Genomic DNA, 23,611 nt, shown 5'->3' with positions numbered 1-23,611 from the left:
CGAGGATGCCGTACCAAGAGGACAGGATCTGGCCTAATCCGTTCCTATCGTGGCGCCATGACCTTCACCGACGTCGGCACCGACACCCTCAAGGGGCGCGGGACTGTATCGATCAGCGACTCCGCCGCGGGGCGCGACCAGCCACAACGAACCGGCACGGACACCACCACACCGACCCCGACGGCGCTCGAATCGTCGGCCCCCTCCGGTGCACCGCACCGCTGGCCGGCCTTGGCCATCGTCATGACCGCCGCCTTCATGGACCTCGTCGACGTCACGATCGTCAACATCGCCATCCCGTCCATCCAGCGCAGCGCCCACGCCTCCTTCAGCCAGATCCAGTGGATAACCGCCGGCTACGCCCTCGCCTTCGCCGCCGGCCTCATCACCGGCGGCCGCCTCGGCGACATCCACGGCCGCAAGCGGCTGTTCCTGATCGGCGTCGCCGGCTTCACCCTCGCCTCGGCGCTCTGCGGCTTCGCCGCCGGCCCGGAGATGCTGGTCGCCGCCCGCATCCTGCAGGGCGGCATGGCCGCGATGATGGTCCCGCAGGTCCTCTCGATCGTGCACGCCACCTTCCCGGCCCACGAACGCGGCAAGGTCTTCGGCCTGTTCGGCGCGATCGTCGGCCTGGGCGCGGTCTCCGGCCCGCTGCTCGGCGCACTGCTCACCGAGTGGAACCTCCTCGGTCTGGAATGGCGCCCGATCTTCCTGATCAACCTCCCGGTCGGCATCGCCGCCCTCCTCCTCGGCCGCCGCTACATCGGCGAGTCCAAGGCCCCGCACGCGCTGCGGCTCGACCTCGTCGGCGTCGCCCTGGTCACCCTCGGCCTGCTGATGCTGCTCTACCCGCTGATCCGCGGCCGCGAGCTGGGCTGGCCGCTGTGGGGGTACGCGTCGATGGCCGGCGCGTTCGCCGTCTTCGCCGTGCTCGTCGCCTACGAACGCCGCAAGGCGGCCCGCGACGGCTCCCCTCTCATCGAGCCCTCCCTCTTCACGGTGCGGAGCTTCGCCGCGGGCATCGCGGTGCAGACCGTCTTCGGCGTCGCGCTCGGCATCTTCTTCCTGGTCTGGACGCTGTACATGCAGGTCGGCCTCGGCTGGACGCCGCTGCACGCCGGCCTGACCGGGGTGCCGTTCTCCGTCTCCGTCTCCGTCGCGGCCGGCCTGTCGGTGCAGAAACTGGTCCCGCGCTTCGGCCGCGGGGTGCTCCAGGCCGGCGCCCTGCTGATGGCTCTCGGGGTCCTGCTCTACATCGGGGAGTCGGATCGCTACGGACTCGCCATCGCCTCCTGGCAGATGGCCCTGCCGCTGGTCGTGATGGGCGTGGGCATGGGCCTGATCGTCGCCCCGCTGACGGACGCGGTTCTCGCGGAGGTGCCGCGCGAGCACGCCGGTTCCGCCTCCGGCCTGATCAACACCGTGCAGCAGATGGGCAACGCGCTCGGCCTCGGCCTGGTCTCGGTGGTCTTCTACGGCGTCATCGGCGACCGGCTCACCGCCGCACAGGTCGGCCCGGTCTTCGCGGAGGCCTTCCGGCACGCCCTGCTCTGGGTGGCCGCGGTGCTGGGCCTGATCTTCCTGTTGATGTTCGCGCTGCCGAGGCGGGCGGCGGCGGAGCAGGAGCCGGGCGTGAGCTGAGGCCATGGCGGCCGACCGGACAGTCTTCGTCCGAGAACGACACCTTATGTGCTGAACGCTCCGGCTTCGACCGCCTGACGTGCTCAACTTGGCTGTCCTGAAAGGAAACTGACAGGGCATAGGGGCGAGGCCGGGACCGAGCCGCGGTGCCCTTGTTCACTAGTCGACATTTGAAGGGCAAGTGGCGGCGGTGCGCGGATTTCCGTACGGGAATCCGCGCACCGCGCGAACCGGCGCGTTATCTGTCGGCATCGGCCTTCCCCCGGAAAGCAATTGCCGAACCGGTGACCGGTTAATTCGGGAGGCGCGGCGGTCCGCTGTGCGGGTTTTTCCAGTGCTGCTTCAGTCCGGTCGTGCCCCCCGATCGGGTCGCTGGTGGGCGTGGCCTGGTTGGCCGAATCTGTTTGCTCTTGATCGATGGCAATCATTTGATAACGCTGTCATGTCCCGCCGGGATCCGGGCGTCGCGCGCCCTCGGGTGCATAAAACGGGCAAAACGCGCGGCCGGATGGAGCGTCTCGACGGCGCGTGCGGGGCGGGGCACAGTCCGTGAGATTCCCCGCTCCCGGGGAATTCGCGCAACGAGTCGGCCGGTGGTGACTCTTTGTCGACCGCTGGGGAGTGACCTAAAGGCCGTCCGTGGTGTTTACTGGGCACCGGTCTGATCCCTGGTGGGTCCGGACCCTTTCCGGGAGGTCCTGGGGGTGGTGCCCCGGGGCCTCTCGTTTTTACCTGTGGTATGCGTGAATGTCATATGTCGCTCACCGGGAAGAGTTCCGGCGCGCCTCTGTGGGGGTATGCGAAAAGCGTCGATAACCGGGATCCTGAATTGCTCGAAGAGTAAAAGGACCACCCGGTCGGATCTCGCGTTGATCTTCTGTAACAAAGCCCCGCGGTCAGGGGTTTCTGTCAAGATCACTATTCCTCGCGGCGCCTTCGGGAAACGTAACTGGCTCTTCGCTTGCGGCGAGCGGTACGGTTTATCTCGCTCAGCTGTCCCAACCCGCCCGGCCTCACCATCCGGGCGCTGTCGTACCTCCCGGAGAGGGAGGCCGGAGCAACCGCCGGACCCACCACCGGAACCCGCTGACCAGCGGGTTCTCAGAAACAGCAACAGAAAGGGATCAGAGCCGAGTGCGTACCGTCAACGACGACGGCGTCCTTCTGCCGTCGCGCCGTCGCCCCTGCGGCGCCCCGCCCGTGACGTGTCGTCACCACCGCATGCCCCGGGGCGCGTACGCCGGGACGCGCGCCGCCACGGCCGCCGCCGACGCGGGGGAGTGACCATGGCGTCGACCCTCGAGACCGCCCGGTCGATCGACTTACTTCTCGGGCGCGAGAACAAGCCCGAGGGCAGCTTCCTGCAGCGGCTGTCCGCCGCGGAGTGGCACGTCCTGCTGGAGGCGAAGCTGCGCAGCCGCACCTACGCCCGGGACGAACGCCTGCCGGTGGGGCCGGACGACCGGAACGTGTACATCATCTGGGAAGGCGTCGTACGGCAGGACCGCTTCCCGCTCGGTGAAGGGGAGAACCTCCCCACCGTGACGCGGTTCCGCGGCGGCGGCCAATTGGTCGGCGAGGCCAAGCTCATCACCCCCCGCTCCGCCGTCCTCACCAAATGCCTGACCCGGACCGTGGTCATCCCCTGCCGTGCACGCCACTTCAACGTCCTGCTGCGCCGTCGCCCCGAGATCCAACTCGCCCTGCTGCGCAGCCTTGAGGACCGCAGCCGCAGCGACGAGCTCGTGTACACCATGGTCACGAGGTCGCCCCTGCAACGCGTCAGCGGACTGCTGGCGCACCTCGCCGACACCGCGGGCGTCGCCGGCCCCCGTACGGACTCCACCAACATCGCGGGCCCGAGCCAGAAGGACATCGCCTCCGCCCTCCAGCTCGCCACCTCCACCACGGAGAGCGCGATCCGGACCCTGCGCTACCACGGGATCATCGAGGCCCGGTACCGCCAGTTCGTCATCCACGACGTCGACGCGCTGCGCCACCTCGCCGCCGGGCGCTGACACCGCCCCGGTGCGCCGTTCCCCCGCCCGGCGCACCGGCCACCGCCGCTCACGCTCCACCCCCGAACGGATCACCGCATGATGACCAGCACCACCACGCTGGCGATCGGGACCGGCGCCGGCACTCTCCTGCTGAGCACCGTCTCCGCTCTCGTCACGGGTGTCCTCGCCACCTACACCCTCCTGCACCACAAGCAGGTCTTCGCCTGGATGCGCAAGGTCCGCGGCCGGGACGAGGCGAACACCGAACTCGACAGGCCGGCCGATTGGCTCACCGACCTCTACAAGGCCCAGTGCCGCCTCACCGGGAAGCCCTGCCGGGCCGGCGACTTCGAGGACATCTCCCAGACCGGAAACATGATCAAGGGAATCGCCGACCACGTGGGAGCCCTCCGCCCCGAACTGACGGAGGTCGCCGAACGGGCCGACGCCTACGTCGCCACCGCCCTGCCCGAGCCCGGTCCGGCCCTGGAGGTCACCGCTGCCGAGCTCCACACCCAGCTCGTCCTGGCCATGCGGCAGGAGGCCGCCCGGCGCGAACTGGCCCGCGCCATCAGCACCGCCGAACAGAAGATCAAGGACCTGAGATACGGGTGACCTCGGCGTCCTTGCCCGTATGTGTCCGCCTCATGCCCGAACCTGTTTACTTTCCCGAAATCCAGGCGTAGCCTCCAAGCGAAACCACAAGTTCGGGCATGAGTCGGACACGGTCGGACATCTGCCGGGCGCCAGTGGGGCGTATGCCCGGCATACCGGGCATATCGCGGACGTATCTTGGAGCGGAGGCACAGCGGCATGTACGCACCGGAGCGGCAGCAGGAGATCCTCCGGCTCGCCCGTGACGGCGGCCGGGTGGACGTCGTGTCGCTCGCCGAGGAGTTCCAGGTCACCGCGGAGACGATCCGCCGCGACCTGAAGGCCCTCGACCGGGCCGGCCTGGTCCGCCGGGTGCACGGCGGCGCCATCCCGGCCGGGCGCCTCGACTTCGAGCCGGACCTCGCCGAACGCGAGTCCACCTCGGCCGACGAGAAGGACCGCATCGCCAAGGCCGCCGTCCCCGAGCTGCCCACCGAGGGCACCCTCATCCTCGACGCCGGTTCGACGGTCGCCCGCCTGGCCGCGGCCATCCCGCTGGAGGCGACGCTCACCGTCGTCACGCACAGCCTCCCGATCGCGGCCCGCCTCGCCGACCACCCGGGCATCCAGCTCCACCTGGTGGGAGGGCGCGTACGGCACCGTACGCGCGCCGCCGTGGACGCCTGGGCGCTGCGCGCGTACAGCGAGATCCGCGCCGACGTCCTCTTCGTCGCCGCCAACGGCTTCTCCGCCGACCAGGGCCTGACCACCCCCGACCTCGCCGAGGCCGCCGTCAAGCGGGCGGCCGTCACCGCGGCCCGCCGGGTGGTCCTGCTCGCCGACTCCGCCAAGCACGGCCAGGAGCACTTCGCCCGCTTCGGCGACATGGGCGACGTGGACCTGCTGATCACCGACAGCGGGCTGAGCCCCGAGGACGCCGCCGCCATCGAGCGCGGCGGCACGGAAGTAGTACGAGCATGAGCATCACGAGCGCCACGAGCACCACGTCCGGTACGGGCGTGATCCTCACCGTCACCCCCAACCCCTCCCTCGACCGCACCTACGAGGTCCCCGCCCTGGAGCGCGGCGAGGTCATCCGCGCCTCCGGCGAGCGCATGGACCCCGGCGGCAAGGGCGTGAACGTCTCCCGCGCGGTCGCCGCCGCCGGCCGGCGCACCGTCGCCGTCCTGCCCCTGGGCGGCGCGCCCGGCGCACTCGTCGCCGACCTGCTCGACGCGCAGGGCATCGAGGTCGCGCCGGTCCCGGTCGCCGGAGCCACCCGCTCCAACATCGCGCTCGCGGAGTCCGACGGGGTGCTCACCAAGATCAACGCGCCGGGCCCGGAACTCTCCGAGGCGGAGCAGGAACTGCTCCTGGAGACCGTGCGCGAGCAGTCCCGCGACGCCGACTGGATCGCCTGCTGCGGCAGCCTGCCGCGCGGGCTCGCGCCCTCCTGGTACGCCGATGTCGTCGCCCGAGCGCACGCCGGGGGCGCGCGTATCGCGCTGGACACCTCGGGGCGCGCGCTGCTCGAAGCGCTGCGTGCGCGGCCCGACGTGGTGAAGCCGAACGCCGAGGAGCTCGCGGAAGCCGTCGGGCGCCCCCTGGCGACGGTGGGCGACGCGCTGAAGGCGGCGGAGGAACTGCGCGGCATGGGCGCCCACGCCGTCCTCGCCAGCCTGGGCGCCGACGGCCAGCTGCTCGTGGAGGACGAGGGCGCCTGGTTCGCGAGCGCCCGGGTGGACACCGTCCGCAGCAACGTCGGCGCCGGTGACTCCTCCCTCGCCGGGTTCCTCATCGCCGGCGGCAGCGGCCCGAAGGCCCTCGCCTCCGCCGTCGCCCACGGCGCCGCCGCCGTACAGCTGCCCGGCAGCGTGATGCCCACCCCGGCCGACCTGGACCCCACGGCGGTGACCGTCACCGACCGCGTCCCCGTCGACCGCGAACTGACGGAGCCGGTGTCATGAACGCCCGCACTGTGGACACGACGACCCGCGCGGCCGCGCTCCTCCCCGGCGCCGCCCGCCGACAACCGGCCCAGGAACGGCGAGGTCCTTCGTTACTCGCCGCGCCGACGGGCCGACGGGGCACCCTGAGCCGCCCCGCCGTCCCCGGGAGGCGGGGCTTCCCCGGCCCCGTCTCCCACCCCACCCCCCACGGCATCCCCGTCCCCACCCCCGCCCACCTCACACTCCGGGCGATACGCGTGCATAGGAGCCCGCGATGAGCGACATGATCACCGCGGACCTGGTCGATCTCGACCTGTCCGCCGACACCAAAGAAGCGGCGGCGCGCGCCCTCGCCGAGCGCATGGTGGCCCTGGGCCGGGTGACCGACCTGGACGGCTTCCTCGCCGACGTGGCCGCCCGCGAGGCCCAGATGCCCACCGGCCTCGACGGCGGCATCGGCATCCCGCACTGCCGCAGCACCCACGTCACCGAGCCGACGCTCGCCTTCGGGCGCAGCGCCGCCGGCATCGACTTCGGCGCGCCGGACGGCCCCGCCGACCTGGTCTTCCTGATCGCGGCCCCCGCCGGCGCCGACGACGCCCACCTCACGATCCTCTCCTCGCTGGCCCGCCAGCTCATGAACAGCGAGTTCACGGACGCGCTGCGGTCGGCCGGCGACGCGGCGACGGCGGCGGCGCTGATCCGGGGCGACGAGACGCCCGCGGGGCGCGCCGAGACCGCGAAGACGGCCGGGAGCGCGAGCTCCGCGTCCGGCGCGTCCGGCACCGCGAGCGCCACCGGCGCGAGCTCCGGCGCCGAGGGCGCCGGTGCCACCGGGGACTCCGCGGGCGCCTCCCAGAACACCGCTGCGGCGCCGGCGGCGGCCTCCGCCGGCACCGCGGCGGCCACCGGCGACGCGGCCCCGGAGGCCGCGGGGCGTCCCTTCCGTATCGTCGCCGTCACCTCCTGCCCCACCGGCATCGCCCACACCTACATGGCGGCCGAGTCCCTGGAGAACGCGGGCCGCGAGGCGGGCGTCGAGCTCGTCGTCGAGACGCAGGGCTCGGCCGGCTTCACCCGGCTCGACCCCGAGGTCATCGCGGCGGCGGACGGCGTGATCTTCGCGCACGACGTGCCCGTCCGTGAGAAGGACCGCTTCGCCGGCAAGCCGACCGTCGACGTCGGCGTGAAGGCGGGCATCAACCGCCCCGCCGACCTGATCGGCGAGGTCCGCGCGAAGGCGGCCCGCGGCGAGGTCACGTCCGGCTCCGCACCGGCCACCCCGGTCGAGCGCGCGGGCGAGGCCGGCGAGGGCTACGGCACCAAGCTGCGCAAGTGGCTGATGTCCGGCGTCAGCTACATGGTCCCGTTCGTCGCGGCCGGCGGTCTGCTCATCGCCCTCGGCTTCGCGATCGGCGGCTACGAGATCAAGTCGGCTCCCTCGGTGCTGAACCACTTCGTGTGGACGCAGACCGACAGCTGGGCCGCCCTGATGTTCCAGATCGGCGCCGTCGCCTTCGGCTTCCTCGTCCCGGTCCTGGCGGGCTACATCGCCTACGGCATGGCGGACCGGCCGGGCCTGGTCCCCGGCTTCGTGGGCGGCATGATCGCCTCCACCATCAACGCGGGCTTCCTCGGCGGCCTGGTCGCCGGTCTGCTGGCCGGTGGTGTGGTGATGGCGATCCAGAAGATCAACATCCCGGCGGTGCTGCGCGGCGTCATGCCGGTGGTGGTGATCCCGCTGGTCTCCTCGGCGATCGTCGGCTTCCTGATGTTCGTCGTGGTGGGCAAGCCCATCGCCTCCGCCCAGAAGGGCATGACCGACTGGCTGAACGGCCTCTCCGGCTCCAACGCCATCCTGCTCGGCGCCCTGCTCGGCCTGATGATGTGCTTCGACCTCGGCGGCCCCGTCAACAAGGTCGCGTACACCTTCGCCACCGCCGGTATCGCGGTCTCCAACCCCAGTGACTCCGCGATGAAGATCATGGCGGCGGTCATGGCGGCCGGCATGGTCCCGCCGCTGGCGATGGCCCTCGCGACCACCGTGCGCGGCAAGCTCTTCACCGAGACCGAGCGGGAGAACGGCAAGGCCGCCTGGGTGCTGGGCGCCTCCTTCATCTCCGAGGGCGCGATCCCGTTCGCGGCCGCCGACCCGCTGCGTGTCATCCCGTCCTCGATGGTCGGCGGCGCCATCACCGGTTCCCTGTCGATGGCCTTCGGCGCCACCCTGCGCGCCCCGCACGGCGGCATCTTCGTGGTCCCGCTGATCGGCAACCCGTTCCTCTACCTGATCGCCATCGCCGTCGGCGTCTGCGTCAGTACGGCCCTGGTCGTCCTCCTCAAGGGCATGCGCAAGCCGGCCCAGCAGACCCAGGCGGGCGGCTCCGCCGCCGACCGGGCCGCCACCGCGAAGGAGGCCAAGCAGCCGGTCGCGGCCTGAGCACCGCACCGCGTCGCCGTCTTGTCCCTTTGAGCCGCTGTGAGTTGTTCACGGCACCTGCGAGATACGTCACGGTCCGGGACCAAAGTCCCGGACCGTGGTGTGTACTGGGGCGTATGCCCGCGCATGACTCGACCCTCCAGCTGATCGGCATGGCCGCGCTCACCCTGGCCACCGTCGCCTGGGCGCTCGTCGTGACGCGCCTGCTGCGCCGCAACCGCCGCAAAGCACTCGCCTGGCGCGCCGCGCGCGCCCTTCCCGCCTTCCCGCACCAGCTCCAGGCCGCTCCGCCGCGTGAGACCGTCGAACTGACCCCCGCCGAACAGGACGCCTTCGCCGGGCTGGTGCGGCGCCTCGGCCGCCGCTGAGGGGCCGTGTCGCGGGGCGGGTCAACCCTGCCGGGTCGCCCGCCGCTCCATCGCGTTCCTGGCCGCGTCCTCCGTCGGGTACACCTCGCACATGTGCCGGCCGTCCGGCGTCGCCGTGTGCTCGACCTCCCACAGCGACAGCTCCCGGCCGTCCCGCAGCAGGAACGCGTGCTCGTAGAGCGAGAAGGCCGGACCCGACCTGCCCGCCCGGGCCGGCCGCCCGAACGCCTGGGTGATCTGGTGCGCGAACGCCGTCGACAGCACCTCGGCCGTCTCCGCGTCCGGCCGGTCGGGGTTCTCGGCACGGCGCAGCAGCCGGCGCGCGTGGTCCGCCGAGTCGTCCGGCACATACATGTGCCGGGGCTCCGGGAACGGCGCCAGCGTCACCAGCACCGGCAGCTCGAAGTCCGGGGTGTCCGGCGGCAACGGCAGCCGCGCGGTCGCGGCCCGCAGCTCCTCCTCGTCGACGTACACCTCGTGCTGCGGGTCGCTGCCCGGCGCGGTGTTGTGCACGAGCTCCCACAGGGTGACCGCCGAGCCGTCGGCCAGCAGCCAGGTGTGCCGGTACGTCTCCCGGTGCAGCCCCGCGCTGTGGTGCGCGGAGTGCAGCGAACTGTCGTGGGCCAGCGCGCAGTCCAGCTGCCTGATGGCCTCGTCGGGCAGTTCGAAGGAGTTCAGGGCACGCCCGAGGAGCCGCGCGAGGTGCTCCTCCGGAGACTCGGGCGACTCGGCTGGTTCGTACGCTGCCGTCTCGTACGGAACGCTCAAGGTTTCTCCCGGCGTTGCTGCATGTCACCTTGTGGGTGCATACCGTAGCCCCTCGGTCGGACATCATGTCCGGGAACCGAGAAAACGTACGCCGGGAAAACGCGCGGGCCGCGCGAAAAGTTCCCGCGCGGCCCGACGATCCGTCAAAACGTGCCGGTCAGACCGCACTTCCGGCGGTCCAGTCGCTCCACGACAGGTTCCACCCGTTGAGCCCGTTGTCCGGCTGCACGGTCTTGTCGGGCGAGTTCTTCACGATCACGACGTCCCCGACGAGCGAGTTGTCGTAGAACCACTTGGCCGTCGTGTCGCCCTGCGCGCCCTGCACGTCCGCGAGCCCCACACAGCCGTGGCTGGTGCCCTCGCGCCCGAACGGCGGGTTGCCCTTGTTGTACCAGTAGTTGCCGTGGATGAACGTCCCCGACGTCGTCAGCCGCATCGCGTGCGGCACGTCCGGGATGTCGTACTCCCCGCCGAGGCCCACCGTCTGGCTGTTCATCCGGGTCTGGACGAACTTCTCGGAGATCACCATCTGCCCGTTGTACGTCGTGTGCTCCGGGCTGCCCGTGGAGACCGGCACCGACTTGAGGAGCTTGCCGTCCCGCATCACCGTCATGGTCTGCGTGTTCGCGTCCACCGTGGAGACCTGCGAACGTCCTACGGTGAAGGTCACCGTCTTCTTCTGCACCCCGTAGACGCCGTTCGCGCCCTCGACCCCGTCCAGGTCGATCTTCATCGTGACCTTGGAGCCGGCCTTCCAGTAGTCCTGCGGCCGGAAGTCCAGCCGCTGCGCCCCGAACCAGTGGCCCACCACCTGCTGGCCGCTGCTGGAGGTGACCGTGATGTGCGACTGCACGGCCTTCTTGTCGCTGATGACCTTGTCGAAGTTGAACGACACCGGCATCCCCACGCCGACCGTCGTCCCGTTGTCCGGTGTGTACGTGCCGATGTAGCTGTTCGCCGAGTTGACGGTGGTGAAGATGGAGTTGGCCGCCGCCGTGAGCCCCTTCGAGTCCTTCGCGGTCGCCGATATCTCGTACTTCGTGCCGCGCTCCAGCTGCTCCTTCGGCTTCCAGGTGCTGCCGTCCGCCGCGAGGGTGCCGTCCACGGCCTGCCCGGACCCCGCCACGGTCATCTTCACGGCGGTCAGCGTGCCGCCGCTGACCTGCACGCCGGTGGTGTTGATGGACGCGCCGGTCGAACCGTCCTTCGCCGAGATCACGATCTTCGCGGTCGACGTCTTCGCGGCGGTGTCCTGCCCGCCCTTGCCGCCGCCGCTCTTGTCGTCGGCGTTGGCGTTGCCGCCGCAGGCGGTGAGGGTGAGGGCGCCGACCATCAGGGCGGCACAGGCCCCCAGTGCGCGCCGCGCTGCAATGTCCGGCGATGTCACGGGCTGCTCCAGGTTCGTGTGAGGTGAGTGATCCGCTCCAGTGCGTGGAAGAAGAGGCCGGAGGCCCCCGCCGGGGTTCCCGCCGGCGCCCGCTGACGCCATCACGTGACAGAACCAGGACAATCGACAGGAACCCGCAAGGTTCCGGACCCGCCCCTCACCGTTCTCCGCGCGCCCCGTACAACTCCTCGTACGACGGCCACACCCCGCCCGGCCCGTCGACCGGCCGCGCGGCCCGCACCGCGCGCACGATCGCGCGGGTCACCAGGTCCGCGCCGGCCGCGAGGATCTCGTTGAGCGCGAGCGGGCTCGCGTCGAGCGGGCGCGCCCCCGTCGCCAGCGCGAACACCGTGTCCCCGTCGTGTAGCAGGTGTACCGGCCGCACGGCGCGCGCGATTCCGTCGTGCGCCGTCCCGGCCAGCTTCTGGGCCTGCGCCTTGGAGAGTTCGGCATCGGTCGCGACGACGGCGAGGGTGGTGTTCAGCGGGGGGAGCCCGTTCGCGGCGGCGGTCTCGGCGAGCCGCCGGCGCGCGGCCTCGTGCACGGGCTTTTCGGGGTACTCCACGCGCCCTTGGAACAACTCCCCGTACAACGCCCCGGTTTCGGGATCCATTACCGCACCCGCGGCGTTGGCCACCACCAGCGCGGCCACCGTGATCCCCGAGGCCAGCACGGCGCTCGCACTGCCCACCCCGCCCTTCAGCGCCCCGGCCACGGCACCCGTGCCCGCGCCCACGCACCCCTCCCGCACCGGTGCCCCCGGCGCGCTCGCCGCGGCCTCCTCGACCGCCGCCCGCCCCGTCGCCGCGTCCGGCCGGGCCCGGAAGTCGCCGCCCCGCCCCAGGTCGAAGACGCAGGCGGCGGGCACCACCGGTACCACGTGGTCCGGATCCGGCCCCACCCGCACCCCGCGCCCCCGCTCCTCCAGCCAGGCCATCACCCCGGACGCCGCGTCGAGCCCGTAGGCGCTGCCGCCCGTGAGCACGACCGCCTCCGCCCGCTGCACCAGGTTGCGCGGGTCCAGCGCGTCCGTCTCCTTGGTGCCCGGGCCACCACCGCGCACGTCCACGGCGGCGACCGCGCCGCCCTCCGGAGCGAGGACGACCGTGGTGCCGGTGAGCCAGCCGTCGCCGCAGCGGGTGGCGTGTCCCACCCGCAGCCCGGCCACGTCCGTCAATGCGTCAACTGTCATGACGGCCAGTCTGGCCCAGCCCGGCACCCCCCGCGGAGAGGTCAGGAGGCGGTCGCTGCGGCGTCCGCCGGGCGCCCGCGGCCGGCCGTGCGCGCTGTCAGGGTCGTGCCCGTGGCCACCGCGGCCGCCGACACCAGGCCCGCCGCCGGCACCGCCCAGTCGCCCAGGAAGGTGCAGCAGATCACCAGCAGCGCCGTGACCGGCAGCACCAGCTGCTGGGCGATGCCGACCTTGAAGTGACGCGAGTGCAGCGCCCATACCGTCAGCAGATACAGCGCGGTCGGCAGGGTCACGGCCGCCGAGGCGGACAGCGTCGAGATGTGCGCCTTGCCGACCGCCTCCTCCACGGCCACCTCCAGACCGGCACCGATCGAGGCCGCCGACGCGAAGATCAGATAGTGGCCGTACCCCCACAGGAACGACTGCCTGTTGGAACGCAGATGGCCGTGGATCGGCACCACGAAGTAGATCCACCATGCCGAGAAGACGATCAGCAGGCCGCCCGCCGCGGTCGGCACCAGCTCCGCGAACGCGTCGTGCTCGGCCACTGCCGACTTCACGGCCACCGTCGCCGCCGAGATCGTCTCGCCCAGCACGATGATCGTGAACAGCCCGAAGCGTTCGGCGATGTGGTGCGGGTGCCAGGAGGTGCTGTGGTCCTTCTCGGCGTAGACGGGCACACACAGCTCGGCGATCGCCATCACCAGGAACACCCAGGGGCGCGCGTGCTCCGGCAGCACCACCAGACCGAGCCAGCCGACCTGGCACAGCAGCACCCCGCCCGCGTACCGGAGCGCCATGGTCCGCTCCGCCCCCTCGGCCTCCCGCGCGGCTCGCAGCCACTGCGAGGCCAGCGCCAGCCGCATGATCACGTAACCGATCAGGACCAGGGCGAAGTCGTGCTCCGCGAAGGCCCGCGAGACGCCGGCCGCCAGCACCAGCACGCCGGCGATCTGGACCAGGGTGACGACCCGGTAGAGGGCGTCGTCGTTGTCGTACGCCGAGGCGAACCAGGTGAAGTTCATCCAGGCCCACCAGATGGCGAAGAACAGCATCGCGTAGTTCAGGACGCCCTCGCCCGCGTGGCCGGTTGCCACCGCGTGCACCAGCCCCGTGCCCGCCTGGGCGATGGCCACCACGAAACACAGGTCGAAGAAAAGTTCGAGCGGCGAGGAGACGCGGTGGGACTCCTCGCGCCCGCGTGCGGTGAGGCGGCGCAGCGGCCGGAGGGGCTGGGGGGCGCCCGGGGAAGCGGGCACCGGGGCGGAACTCGACGTCATGCCCCCCAGCACAGCAGAAAACCCGGGCGTTATCGCGCGCAGGGTCCGGTGAGGGGCGCCGCGGGGACGACCCGACCGGGCCGGGAGCGGGTGGGCCGGGAACGAGCGGGCCGTACTCTTGACGCATGAGCACCGCCCCCGAGCCCGAGCCGCGCGATCCGAAGGCCGCGCTGGTCTTCGACGACCCGCTGGACCGGCAGTCCGCAGACGACACGGACCGCGGCTGGGGCGACCGCCCGGCCGGCGACGCCGCGGCCGACCTCAAGCGCTTCCTCGACGAGAAGCCGCCCCACCACCTCTGAGCCGCCGCCCACAGCGGCGCCGCTAGCGTGCGTCGTGCCCGGAACCGCGCTGCGCGACGAGGGCGTCGCGGATCTCCTTCAGCACCTCCAGCTCGGTCACCTCCACGACCTCGTGGGTGCCCTCCCGCGCCCTCCGGCGGGCCTCCATCCGGGACAGGTACTTCGCCATCGGCAGGACCATCAGGAAGTACACGACCGCCGCGGTGATCACGAAGGAGAGCGTGGCGCCCAGGACCTCGCCCCACATGATCGGAATGCCGGTCTTCACCGTGCCGTCCGCGTTCAGCGCGCACGGGGCCTGCAGGCACGAGCTGTAGCTGTCGAGGTTCTTCGTACCGATCGCGCCGACCAGCGGGTTGATGATCCCCTTCACCACCGAGTTGACGATGTTCGTGAAGGCGGCGCCGATGACCACCGCGACTGCCAGATCGACGACGTTGCCGCGCATCAGGAAGGCCTTGAAGCCCTGCCAGACACTCGGATCCTTCTTCGCGCTCACCTAGGGGACTCTCCTCGCATGCACAGGGTGTGGAACAAAACGCTCCGCAACCTACGTCACCATGCGGCCATCGTGCCCAATCCGGCAGCCCCGGCGGGGGACTTGACAGGAAACGTCCCAGAAATCGCCCCAGGTTGTTCAGCACAGCGTCACCGCCAGCCGTGCCGTGGCGCTCGCGCCGACCAGGCGGGCCGCGGTGGTGCGCGGAACCGAGAGCACGATCAGCGCCCCGCTCTCCACGGTCCCCTCGGCCGGCTCCGGCAGCCTGGTCACGCGCACCCCGCGCGCGATCACCTCGGCGTCCCCGCCCGCCGCGGGATCCCCGGCGGCGATGACGTCCACCCGGTCGCCGGGGCGCAGCAGCCGGACGGTGGCCGCGTCGGCGATCCGCACCGGTGCCGTCACCATCTCCACGGGCGGGGTGTGCCGTCGTGCCGGCTGGGTGAGCGGGTGTCCTCGGGGCCGCTCGGCGCGCAGGGGGTCGGTGGCGGCACGCGGTCCGGCCGCGACGAGCGCCGCCGCCGTGACCGCGAGGCCGGCCGCGAGGGCCCGCCCGCGGTGCCGCAGCAGCCGGTGCAGCTGATACCGCCCGCCGCGCACCCGCACCGGTTCGAAGTGCGGGACCTCGCAGGTGGCGGGGGCGTCGGTGCCCAGCGGGCGCGGGACACGAAGGGGAGGAGGGAGGGTGGGGTGGGGGGTCGGGGGAACGGACATGGGGATCACCACCTGCGACGAGGAATCGGCCTGCGAGACCACGATGAGGTCTCGCGCCGAAACCCGCCGGAGCCGGTGGGCTACCGACCGGTTGTGGACAACTCGGCCACCCGAACGAGGAGTTCCGCCCGCACCCGTCCCGCGGAGAGCACCCGTCCCGCGGAGAGCCCCCGGGCCACGGCGCGCGTCCGGGCCACGGCACACGTCCGGGTCAAGGCACGCGTCGCGGCCACGGCGCGCGTCCGGGGACGCGTCACGGCAGCTCGAAGCCCGGATCCATGCCGCCGAGCGCGCTCGTGCACAGGCACTCCCGTGCCGTGTTCTCCGGCAGGGCCGCCACCGCGTCGAACAGCACGCCCCGCAGCCGGTCCACGTTGGCCGCGAACACCCGCAGCACCTCGTCGTGCGAGACGCCCTCGCCGGTCTCGGCGCCCGCGTCCAGGTCCGTGACCAGCGTCATCGAGGAGTAACAGAGCTCCAGTTCACGGGCGAGCGCCGCCTCCGGGTGGCCTGTCATGCCCACCACCGACCAGCCCTGCGCCTGGTGCCACAGCGATTCGGCGCGGGTCGAGAAGCGCGGCCCCTCGATCACCACCAGCGTGCCCCCGTCCACCGGCTCCCAGCCCCGGCCCCGGGCGGCCTTCAGCGCGGCCGCCCGTCCGGTGGGGCAGTAGGGGTCGGCCAGGGAGACGTGCACCACGTTCGGGACGGCGCCGTCGGGCAGCGGCAGCCCGTCGAAATACGACTGCGCCCGGGACTTCGTGCGGTCCACCAGCTGGTCCGGTACGAGCAGGGTGCCCGGCCCGTACTCGGGGCGCAGGCCGCCCACCGCGCACGGGCCGAGCACCTGACGCACCCCGACGGAGCGCAGCGCCCAGAGGTTGGCGCGGTAGTTGATGCGGTGCGGCGGCAGATGGTGACCGCGTCCGTGGCGGGGCAGGAAGGCGACCCGGCGGCCGGCGATCTCGCCGAGGAAGAGGGAGTCGCTGGGCGGCCCGTAGGGCGTGTCGACCTGGATCTCGGTCACGTCGTCGAGGAACGAGTAGAAGCCGGAACCGCCGATTACGCCGATCTCTGCGTTCACCATGCGCAGCACACTAGCTGGCCGTTCGAGCGGGCCGGAGCCGGTGTCCGTGGAACGCCCCGGACCCCGCCGTCGCTCGACGGTGGGGTCCGAGAGGTGAGGTCTCAGGCGGCGGAGCTGCTGGCCGAGCCCGACGAGGACGACGTCGAGGACGAGGACGTCGACGACTTCGAGTCGGACGTCTTCGACTCGGACGACGCGCTCGACGACGCGGAGCCCGACGTCTTCGACGCGGGGCTGCTGCTCGACGAGGAGCCGCGGCTGTCATTGCGGTAGAAGCCCGAGCCCTTGAAGACAATGCCGACCGCGGAGAACACCTTCTTCAGGCGGCCACCGCAGTTGGGGCACTCGGTCAGGGCGTCGTCGGTGAACTTCTGCACCGCCTCAAGGCCCTCGCCGCACTCGGTGCACTGGTACTGGTACGTCGGCACTGTCTTCCTCCTGGCACTCTCACTCAATGAGTGCTAACGACGGTCCATAGTGACGTATTCCTGAGGATCAGTCCACCGTCACGGGTACGCGGTGACCGACGCCACGTGCGACGGTGCGGTTCCGGGGCCGGGCGACCAGCTGTGAACGCAGTGCCAGAAGGGTCACCAGGGCCAGCAGTGTGCCGGCCATCGGCACCAGGAATCCGGCGCCGCCCCACAGCCGGTCCTCCAGCTGTCCGGCGACCGTGACCGCGGCCGCCTGGCCGAGTGCCACCGCGCCGGTCAGCCAGGTGAACGCCTCCGTGCGGGCGCCGGCCGGGACCAGGCTCTCGACCAGTGTGTAGCCGGTGATCAGGGCGGGCGCGATGCACATGCCGACCAGCAGGCCGAGGCCGGCCAGGACGAGCACCGAGTGGGAGGTCCACAGCGCCGACGCGGTCAGGGCGAGCGCCGCGTAGCCGACGACCAGGCGCCGGTGCGGGGCCGCCTTCCAGGCGAGCGCGCCGCAGACGATGCCCGAGAGCATGTTGCCCGCGGCGAAGGTGCCGTACAGGACGCCGTTCAGGCCGGGCTCGCCGATCGACTCGGTGAACGCGGCGAGGGAGACCTGCATGCCGCCGAAGACGGATCCGATGCCCAGGAAGGCCACGACCAGCACGCGAACGCCGGGCACGCGGAGCGCGGAGGCGTGCCGCACGCGCGCGTGGCCGGTGCCGGTCACCTGGGGCTGCGTGCTCCTGCGCGCGGCGAACAGCAGGCCGCCGGCGAGGGTGAGCGCGGCCTCCGTGACCAGGCCTGCGGCCGGGGCGACGGTGGTGCACAGGGCGGTCGCGAGCAGTGGGCCGAACACGAAGGTGAGCTCGTCGGTGACGGACTCGAAGGCGGCCGCGGTGGACATCAGAGGGGAGTCCTGGAGTTTCACGCCCCAGCGGGCGCGCACCATGGGGCCGATCTGCGGTACCGAGGCGCCGGTCGGCACGGCCGCCGCGAACAGGGCCCACAGGGGTGCGTCCGCCAGTGCGAGCACCGTCAGCGCGACGCCGGACAGCGTGTGCACGAGCACGCCGGGGACCAGCACCGCGCGCTGCCCGTAGCGGTCGGCCAGGCGGCCGCTGTAGGGCGCGCACAGTGCCATGGAGACCCCGGTGACGGCCGCGGCGGCACCCGCGGCGCCGTACGAGCCGGTGGTGTGCTGCACGAGAAGCACGATGGAGATGGTGAGCATCGCGAACGGCTGGCGCGCCGCGAAGCCGGGGAGCAGGAACGTCCAGGCGCCGCGGGTGCGCAGCAGCTGGCCGTATCCCGGGCGGGGCGGCGCCGCCGGGTTCCCGGACGGCTCGGTGGTGACCGTGGATGCCACGGCCCGTGCCTTTCTGCCGCCTGGTAGCGCGCCCGTGCGGGGGCGCCGAGAGCTGTCCTCTTGCGCGGAACTGCGGTAGATACCGGCGTCCACTGCGAGGAGTGATCCGGCCGCCATACGGTCGCGCCAGCTCTGCGTCAGGCAGAGTTGGTTCGATCAGGGTGCTTTCATCGTACAGGGGTGAAGGCCCGGTACACCTGTGAAAACAAGCACTGTGGCGGCCGTTCACCTGGGATTGGTCGGAGTGTGAACCGTCCGAAACACGCCCTTAACGCCCGCCCTCGGCGCTGTCCCAGTGCCCGCCCGGCCACCGCCTCAGCGCACGCCCCGCGCACTGCCCGACCCCGCGCCGGGCGTCCCGTTCGTGCCCAGCCAGCCCGCCAGCTTGCCGCCGTTGCCGACCGCGCGCAGTCGTCGTTCCGCGGCGTCCCGCACCGGGTCGGTGGCGACCACGAGGAGTTCGTCCCCGCGCCGCAGCACCGTCGCGGGCAACGGAACGAACGATTTTCCTTCGCGGACGACCAGAGTGACCGCGGCACCGGCGGGCAGCCGCAGCTCGTTGATCTCCACACCGTGCATCCGGGACCCCTCGGGGATCGAGACGGACAGCAGATGCCCGCGCAGCCGCTCCAGAGGGGCGGACTCGATGCCGAGGTCGGCGGCCTCCGGGCCCTCGCCGAGCCGCAGTGTGCGGGCCAGCCAGGGCAGCGTCGGCCCCTGGACGAGGGTGTAGACCACGACCAGGACGAAGACGATGTTGAAGATGCGGTGGCTGGTGTCGACGCCGTTCACCATCGGGATCGTCGCCAGGATGATGGGCACGGCGCCGCGCAGCCCGGCCCAGGACATCAGGGTCTGCTCCGGCCAGGGCACCCGGAACGGCGCGAGGCTGACGACCACGCTCACCGGGCGCGCCACCATGGTGAGCACCAGCCCGATGACAAGGGCGGGCACGATGTCGTCGCCCAGCTCGTGCGGGGTGACCAGCAGGCCGAGCAGGACGAACATGCCGATCTGGGCGATCCAGCCGAGCCCCTCGGCGAAGCCGCGGGTGGCGGGCCAGTGCGGCAGCTTGGCGTTGCCGAGCACCATGGCGGCCAGGTAGACCGCGAGGAAGCCGCTGCCGTGCGCCAGTGCGCCCGCGGCGTACGAGGTGACCGCGATGGCCATCACGGCGATCGGGTAGAGGCCGGAGGCGGGCAGGGCGACGTGCCGCAGGCCGAAGGAGCCGAGCCAGCCCACCGCGAGACCTACGGCCGCGCCGATGGCCAGCTCCATGGCTATCTCGCCCAGCAGCACGTACCAGTGTTCGACCGGCCCCGCGGTGGAGAAGGCGACGACCAGGATGACCACCGGGGCGTCGTTGAAGCCGGACTCCGCCTCCAGGGTGCCCGTCACGCGCGCGGGCAGCGGAATGCGCCGCAGCACCGAGAAGACCGCCGCCGCGTCCGTCGAGGACACCACCGCGCCGATGATCAGCGCCTGCCGCCATTCCAGCCCGACCAGGTAGTGCGCGCCCGCGGCGGTGACGCCGACGCTCACCCCGACCCCGGCGAGGGCCAGCATGGTGGCGGACGCCAGGACGGGTTCGACCTCCTTCCACTTCGTGCCGAGACCGCCCTCGGCCAGGATCACGACCAGGGCCGCGTAGCCGATGACCTGGGTCAGTTCGGCGTTGGCGAAGTGGATGTCGCCGATGCCGTCCTGGCCCATGAGGACGCCGATCCCCAGGTACACGAGCAGGCTGGGGAGCCCGCTGCGCGAGGAGATGCGGACGGCCGCGACGGCGACGAGCAGGACCACGGAGCAGACGAGCAGGAGCTGGTTGAGGTGGTGGACAGTCAGCGGCGGTTCCCTTCCATTGGCTCGCGCGCGGGCGACGCGGAAGCACACGTACACAGGACCGAGAGTGCGGCACTCCACACCCAAGTACTTCGTTACCTTACCTAACTCTTGACGCTTTCTTGACGCTTCCCCAGGCAAGATCGAACGCCCGTGCCCTCCGGTTCCCCACTCCGCGTCAAGTGGCGTGAGGCCCTGCGCCTATGGTTGCTCCAGCACTCCAGGACCGCCTGCCGCTCGCGTTAGGACAGCAAGGACAGCGATGCCCCCCAACACCACCGCCACAACGGGTGACAAGCCTGGCAAGTCCGGCAGGAAGAAGGGGCGCAGAGCCCGGCTGATCGTGCTCGTGCTCGTCCTGGCCGTCATCGGTGGCGTCTTCTACGGGGCGTACTGGTCGGTCAGCACGGTCCGCGCGTCCTTTCCGCAGACCAAGGGTTCGACCACGCTCGAAGGCCTCTCCGGGCCCGTGACCGTGAAGCGCGACAGCTACGGCATCCCGCAGATCTACGCCTCGACCGACGAGGACCTGTTCATGGCGCAGGGCTACGTCCAGGCGCAGGACCGGTTCTACGAGATGGACGTGCGCCGCCACATGACCGCCGGGCGGCTGTCCGAGATGTTCGGCAAGAGCCAGGTGAAGAACGACGAGTTCCTGCGCACCCTGGGCTGGGACCGGGTCGCGAAGGAGGAGTACGACACCAAGCTGTCGGCCTCCACGAAGAAGTACCTCCAGGCGTACGCCAAGGGAGTCAACGCCTACCTCCAGGGCAAGGACGGCAAGGACATCTCCCTGGAGTACGCGGCCCTCGGGTTCGTCAACGACTACAAGCCCGAGCAGTGGACCCCCGTCGACTCGGTCTCCTGGCTGAAGGCGATGGCCTGGGACCTGCGCGGCAACATGCAGGACGAGATCGACCGCGCCCTGATGACCAGCCGCCTCGGCGCGCAGCAGATCAAGGACCTCTACCCGGACTACCCGTACAGCCGCAACAAGCCGATCGTCCAGGAGGGCCAGTACGACGAGCTCACCAAGACGTTCGAGCAGAGCAGCTCCACGAGCGGCTCCGGGACCTCGACGGACGCCGGCGGCTCCTCGACCACGTCGTCCGCCGGTTCGGCGCTCACAAGCCAGCTGGAGAGCCTCTACAACGTCCTGGACGACGTCCCCACGGCCGTCGGCGTGAACGGCCAGGGCATCGGCTCCAACTCCTGGGTCGTCGGGGGCCAGTACACCATCACCGGCAAGCCGCTGCTCGCCAACGACCCGCATCTGTCGGCGTCACTGCCGTCCGTCTGGTACCAGATGGGCCTGCACTGCACCACCGTCTCCAGCAAGTGCCAGTACGACGTCACCGGCTACACCTTCGCCGGCATGCCCGGCGTGATAATCGGCCACAACGCGGACATCGCCTGGGGCATGACCAACTCCGGTGTCGACGTCACCGACCTCTACCTGGAGAAGCTCTCCGGCGACGGCTACCTGTACAACGGCAGGACCAAGCCCTTCACGAGCCGTACGGAGACCATCAAGGTCGCCGGCGGCACGTCCAAGAAGATCGTCGTACGCCAGACCGCCGACGGCATGCCGCTGCTGTCCGACCGCGACGACGAACTCGTCCAGGTCGGCAAGAAGGCCACCGTCGACACCGCCGCACCGGACCGCGGCGACGGCTACGGCATCGCGCTGAGGTGGACCGCTCTGGACCCGGGCACCACCATGGACGCCGTCTTCGCCCTCGACAAGGCGTCCGACTGGGACTCCTTCCGCCAGGCGGCCGCCCAGTTCGACGTGCCCTCGCAGAACCTGATCTACGCCGACACCAAGAACAACATCGGCTACACGCTGCCCGGGAAGATCCCCACGCGCTCGTCGGCCGACGACGGCTCCATCCCGGCACCGGGCTGGGACTCCAAGTACAAGTGGACCGGCTTCATCAAGCAGGACGAACTGCCCTACGAGTACAACCCGAAGCGCGGCTACATCGTCACCGCCAACCAGGCCGTGATCGACAAGGACAAGTACCCCTACACGCTCACCACGGACTGGGGCTACGGCACCCGCAGCCAGCGCATCACCGACCTGATCGAGTCGAAGATCAAGGACGGCGGCAAGATCTCCACCGACGACATGCGCCAGATGCAGACGGACAACAGCAGTGAGATCGCCAAGCTGCTGGTGCCCAAGCTGCTGAAGATCAACCTCGACGACAAGGACGTGCGCGAGGCGCAGAAGCTCCTTGAGGGCTGGGACTACACCCAGGACGCCGACTCGGCGGCCGCGGCCTACTTCAACGCGGTCTGGCGCAACATCCTCAAGCTCGCCTTCGGCAACAAGCTGCCCAAGGAGCTGCGGGTCAAGGGCCAGTGCCTGTGGGTCGACAAGGTCGACAGCACCGGTCCGGTGGACGACGACACCAAGGTGCGCGAGTGCGGCGAGCGCGACGCCGACCAGGCCCAGCCGGACGGCGGCGACCGCTGGTTCGAGGTGGTCCGCAACCTCATGGAGAAGCCGAACAGCGACTGGTGGAAGACGCCGGCCGGAGCGGGTGACCGCCCGAAGGCCGACAACATGGACGAGCTCTTCGAGCGCGCCATGATCGACGCCCGCTGGGAGCTGACCGCCAAGCTCGGCAAGGACATCGACACCTGGAGCTGGGGCAGGCTGCACCGCCTGTTCCTGAAGAACCAGACCCTCGGCACCGACGGCCCGAGCATCGTCCAGTACATCCTCAACCGCGGCCCCTGGAAGCTCGGCGGCGGCGAGGCCACGGTCGACGCGACCGGCTGGAACGCGGCCGGCGGCTACGGCGTCGTCTGGGTCCCCTCCATGCGGATGGTCGTCAACCTCGACGACCTCGACAAGTCCAAGTGGATCAACCTCACCGGAGCCTCCGGTCACGCCTTCAGCGCCCACTACACCGACCAGACGAGCAAGTGGGCCGACGGCGAACTGCTCCCGTGGTCGTTCTCCGGCAAGGCGGTCGACAAGAGCACCAGCGACACCCTCGTCCTCAAGCCCTGAGCGCGAGGGGCACCCGCCGGTGAAACGGCCCTCCACGCACGCGTGGAGGGCCGTTCCCGTCTCCCGTGAGAGCGGCTCAGGGACTCGTGAAGCGGCGCGCCCCCGACGGCGTCACCACCGCCTGCACCGGCCGGTCGTGCGCCTGGGCGGGCACCCGCTCGACCACCTCCGTGTCGTACAGCAGCACCACGAGCGCCGGACGCGCGCCCGCGCGCTCCAGGCGCGCCAGCACCCGGTCGTACGACCCTCCGCCGCGCCCCAGGCGCATTCCGCGCGTGTCCACCGCGAGCCCCGGCAGCAGCACGACGTCGGCGCCGAGCACGGCGTCCGGCCCGAGGCGTTCGCCGGAGGGTTCGAACAGCGCCATCTTCCCGCCGTGTTGGACGCGGGCGAGAGAGCCCTCTCCGGCGTACGCGCCCCAGTCCAGGTCGTGGTCCGGCAGGAGCGCGGGGAGCAGCACCCGCACTCCCCGCGCGAGCAGCGCGTCCAGCAGCGTGAGCGTGCCAGGCTCGTTGTCCACGGAGACGTACGCCGCCACCGTGTGCGCGCGCGCCAGCTCGGGCAGCCGCAGGGCGTGCTCGGCCAGCGCGTCGGCCGCCTCCCTGACGACATCCGTCGTCAACCTGTTCCTCACCCCGAGGAATTCTCGGCGCAACGTCCGCTTGTCAGTCTCGGCCCCAGGCCCACCGTGCTCCACAGGTCGTTCCGCACCCTTCCCAATCAGTTCATATGAGT

At 71.2% G+C, this 23,611-nt stretch carries 20 protein-coding genes; 9 read left to right on the top strand and 11 right to left on the bottom strand.

Annotated elements, in window-relative coordinates:
- Nucleotides 1-57: 57 nt before the first annotated feature.
- The 7 genes from OHB00_RS22270 (at nt 58) to OHB00_RS22240 (ending at nt 8,992) form a co-directional block, all read left to right on the top strand.
- Nucleotides 58-1,641 carry an MFS transporter gene (locus OHB00_RS22270; RefSeq protein ID WP_406436843.1) on the top strand — a complete coding sequence of 528 codons (1,584 nt, stop codon included), beginning with the start codon at nt 58-60 and terminating at the stop codon, nt 1,639-1,641.
- A 1,286-nt stretch (nt 1,642-2,927) separates the two neighbouring features.
- Complete coding sequence (locus tag OHB00_RS22265; protein WP_406436841.1) at nt 2,928-3,659, top strand: Crp/Fnr family transcriptional regulator; 732 nt, start codon at nt 2,928-2,930, stop codon at nt 3,657-3,659.
- 78 nt (nt 3,660-3,737) lie between these two features.
- Nucleotides 3,738-4,256, top strand: a complete 519-nt coding sequence (locus OHB00_RS22260) for a hypothetical protein (RefSeq protein ID WP_406436839.1) — start codon at nt 3,738-3,740, stop codon at nt 4,254-4,256.
- 198 nt (nt 4,257-4,454) lie between these two features.
- A complete protein-coding gene (locus OHB00_RS22255) occupies nt 4,455-5,216 on the top strand; it encodes a DeoR/GlpR family DNA-binding transcription regulator (RefSeq protein WP_406436838.1) in 762 nt (253 codons plus the stop codon).
- A gap of 38 nt (nt 5,217-5,254) precedes the next feature.
- Entirely contained in the window at nt 5,255-6,202 is a 948-nt protein-coding gene (gene pfkB, locus OHB00_RS22250; protein ID WP_406445936.1) for a 1-phosphofructokinase, read from the top strand.
- Nucleotides 6,203-6,458: 256 nt separating this feature from the next.
- Nucleotides 6,459-8,624 (top strand): fructose-specific PTS transporter subunit EIIC, encoded by a 2,166-nt coding sequence (locus OHB00_RS22245; RefSeq protein WP_406436836.1) that lies wholly within the window; start codon nt 6,459-6,461, stop codon nt 8,622-8,624.
- 116 nt (nt 8,625-8,740) lie between these two features.
- A complete protein-coding gene (locus OHB00_RS22240; protein ID WP_406436834.1) occupies nt 8,741-8,992 on the top strand; it encodes a hypothetical protein in 252 nt (83 codons plus the stop codon).
- 21 nt (nt 8,993-9,013) lie between these two features.
- On the opposite strand, the gene OHB00_RS22235 is transcribed toward OHB00_RS22240, so the two are convergent.
- The 4 genes from OHB00_RS22235 to OHB00_RS22220 form a co-directional block, all read right to left on the bottom strand.
- Nucleotides 9,014-9,760 (bottom strand): DUF6227 family protein, encoded by a 747-nt coding sequence (locus OHB00_RS22235; RefSeq protein ID WP_406436832.1) that lies wholly within the window; start codon nt 9,758-9,760, stop codon nt 9,014-9,016.
- 157 nt (nt 9,761-9,917) lie between these two features.
- On the bottom strand, nt 9,918-11,147 hold the full coding sequence (locus OHB00_RS22230) for an Ig-like domain-containing protein (RefSeq protein WP_406436830.1): 1,230 nt from the start codon (nt 11,145-11,147) through the stop codon (nt 9,918-9,920).
- Nucleotides 11,148-11,304: 157 nt separating this feature from the next.
- Nucleotides 11,305-12,339, bottom strand: coding sequence for a P1 family peptidase (locus tag OHB00_RS22225; RefSeq protein WP_406436828.1), 1,035 nt, complete (start codon nt 12,337-12,339; stop codon nt 11,305-11,307).
- Between the two features lie 41 nt (nt 12,340-12,380).
- A complete protein-coding gene (locus OHB00_RS22220) occupies nt 12,381-13,619 on the bottom strand; it encodes a low temperature requirement protein A (protein WP_406436826.1) in 1,239 nt (412 codons plus the stop codon).
- Between the two features lie 125 nt (nt 13,620-13,744).
- On the opposite strand from OHB00_RS22220, the gene OHB00_RS22215 reads away from it, so the two are divergent.
- A complete protein-coding gene (locus tag OHB00_RS22215) occupies nt 13,745-13,921 on the top strand; it encodes a hypothetical protein (RefSeq protein WP_406436824.1) in 177 nt (58 codons plus the stop codon).
- A 22-nt stretch (nt 13,922-13,943) separates the two neighbouring features.
- On the opposite strand, the gene mscL is transcribed toward OHB00_RS22215, so the two are convergent.
- From mscL to OHB00_RS22185, 6 genes are all read right to left on the bottom strand, one after another.
- Nucleotides 13,944-14,420 (bottom strand): large conductance mechanosensitive channel protein MscL, encoded by a 477-nt coding sequence (mscL, locus tag OHB00_RS22210; RefSeq protein WP_406436822.1) that lies wholly within the window; start codon nt 14,418-14,420, stop codon nt 13,944-13,946.
- Nucleotides 14,421-14,558: 138 nt separating this feature from the next.
- Complete coding sequence (locus tag OHB00_RS22205; protein ID WP_406436820.1) at nt 14,559-15,134, bottom strand: hypothetical protein; 576 nt, start codon at nt 15,132-15,134, stop codon at nt 14,559-14,561.
- A 253-nt stretch (nt 15,135-15,387) separates the two neighbouring features.
- Entirely contained in the window at nt 15,388-16,221 is an 834-nt protein-coding gene (locus OHB00_RS22200; RefSeq protein ID WP_406436818.1) for an S-methyl-5'-thioadenosine phosphorylase, read from the bottom strand.
- A gap of 101 nt (nt 16,222-16,322) precedes the next feature.
- Complete coding sequence (locus OHB00_RS22195; RefSeq protein WP_406436816.1) at nt 16,323-16,649, bottom strand: FmdB family zinc ribbon protein; 327 nt, start codon at nt 16,647-16,649, stop codon at nt 16,323-16,325.
- A gap of 67 nt (nt 16,650-16,716) precedes the next feature.
- Nucleotides 16,717-18,009 carry an MFS transporter gene (locus tag OHB00_RS22190; RefSeq protein WP_406436814.1) on the bottom strand — a complete coding sequence of 431 codons (1,293 nt, stop codon included), beginning with the start codon at nt 18,007-18,009 and terminating at the stop codon, nt 16,717-16,719.
- Nucleotides 18,010-18,324: 315 nt separating this feature from the next.
- Nucleotides 18,325-19,908 (bottom strand): potassium/proton antiporter, encoded by a 1,584-nt coding sequence (locus OHB00_RS22185; RefSeq protein ID WP_406436812.1) that lies wholly within the window; start codon nt 19,906-19,908, stop codon nt 18,325-18,327.
- Nucleotides 19,909-20,113: 205 nt separating this feature from the next.
- On the opposite strand from OHB00_RS22185, the gene OHB00_RS22180 reads away from it, so the two are divergent.
- Entirely contained in the window at nt 20,114-22,876 is a 2,763-nt protein-coding gene (locus OHB00_RS22180) for a penicillin acylase family protein (protein WP_406436811.1), read from the top strand.
- A 76-nt stretch (nt 22,877-22,952) separates the two neighbouring features.
- Here the strand turns inward: OHB00_RS22180 and OHB00_RS22175 are convergent, their stop codons facing one another.
- Nucleotides 22,953-23,573 (bottom strand): 5-formyltetrahydrofolate cyclo-ligase, encoded by a 621-nt coding sequence (locus OHB00_RS22175; protein WP_406436809.1) that lies wholly within the window; start codon nt 23,571-23,573, stop codon nt 22,953-22,955.
- Nucleotides 23,574-23,611: the final 38 nt, after the last annotated feature.

Origin of the sequence: Streptomyces sp. NBC_00631 (assembly GCF_045206895.1) — a bacterium.
Taxonomy (GTDB): domain Bacteria; phylum Actinomycetota; class Actinomycetes; order Streptomycetales; family Streptomycetaceae; genus Streptomyces.
The sequence above is the reverse complement of the archived record's forward strand: the minus strand, read 5'-3'. Positions and strand labels throughout refer to the sequence as shown.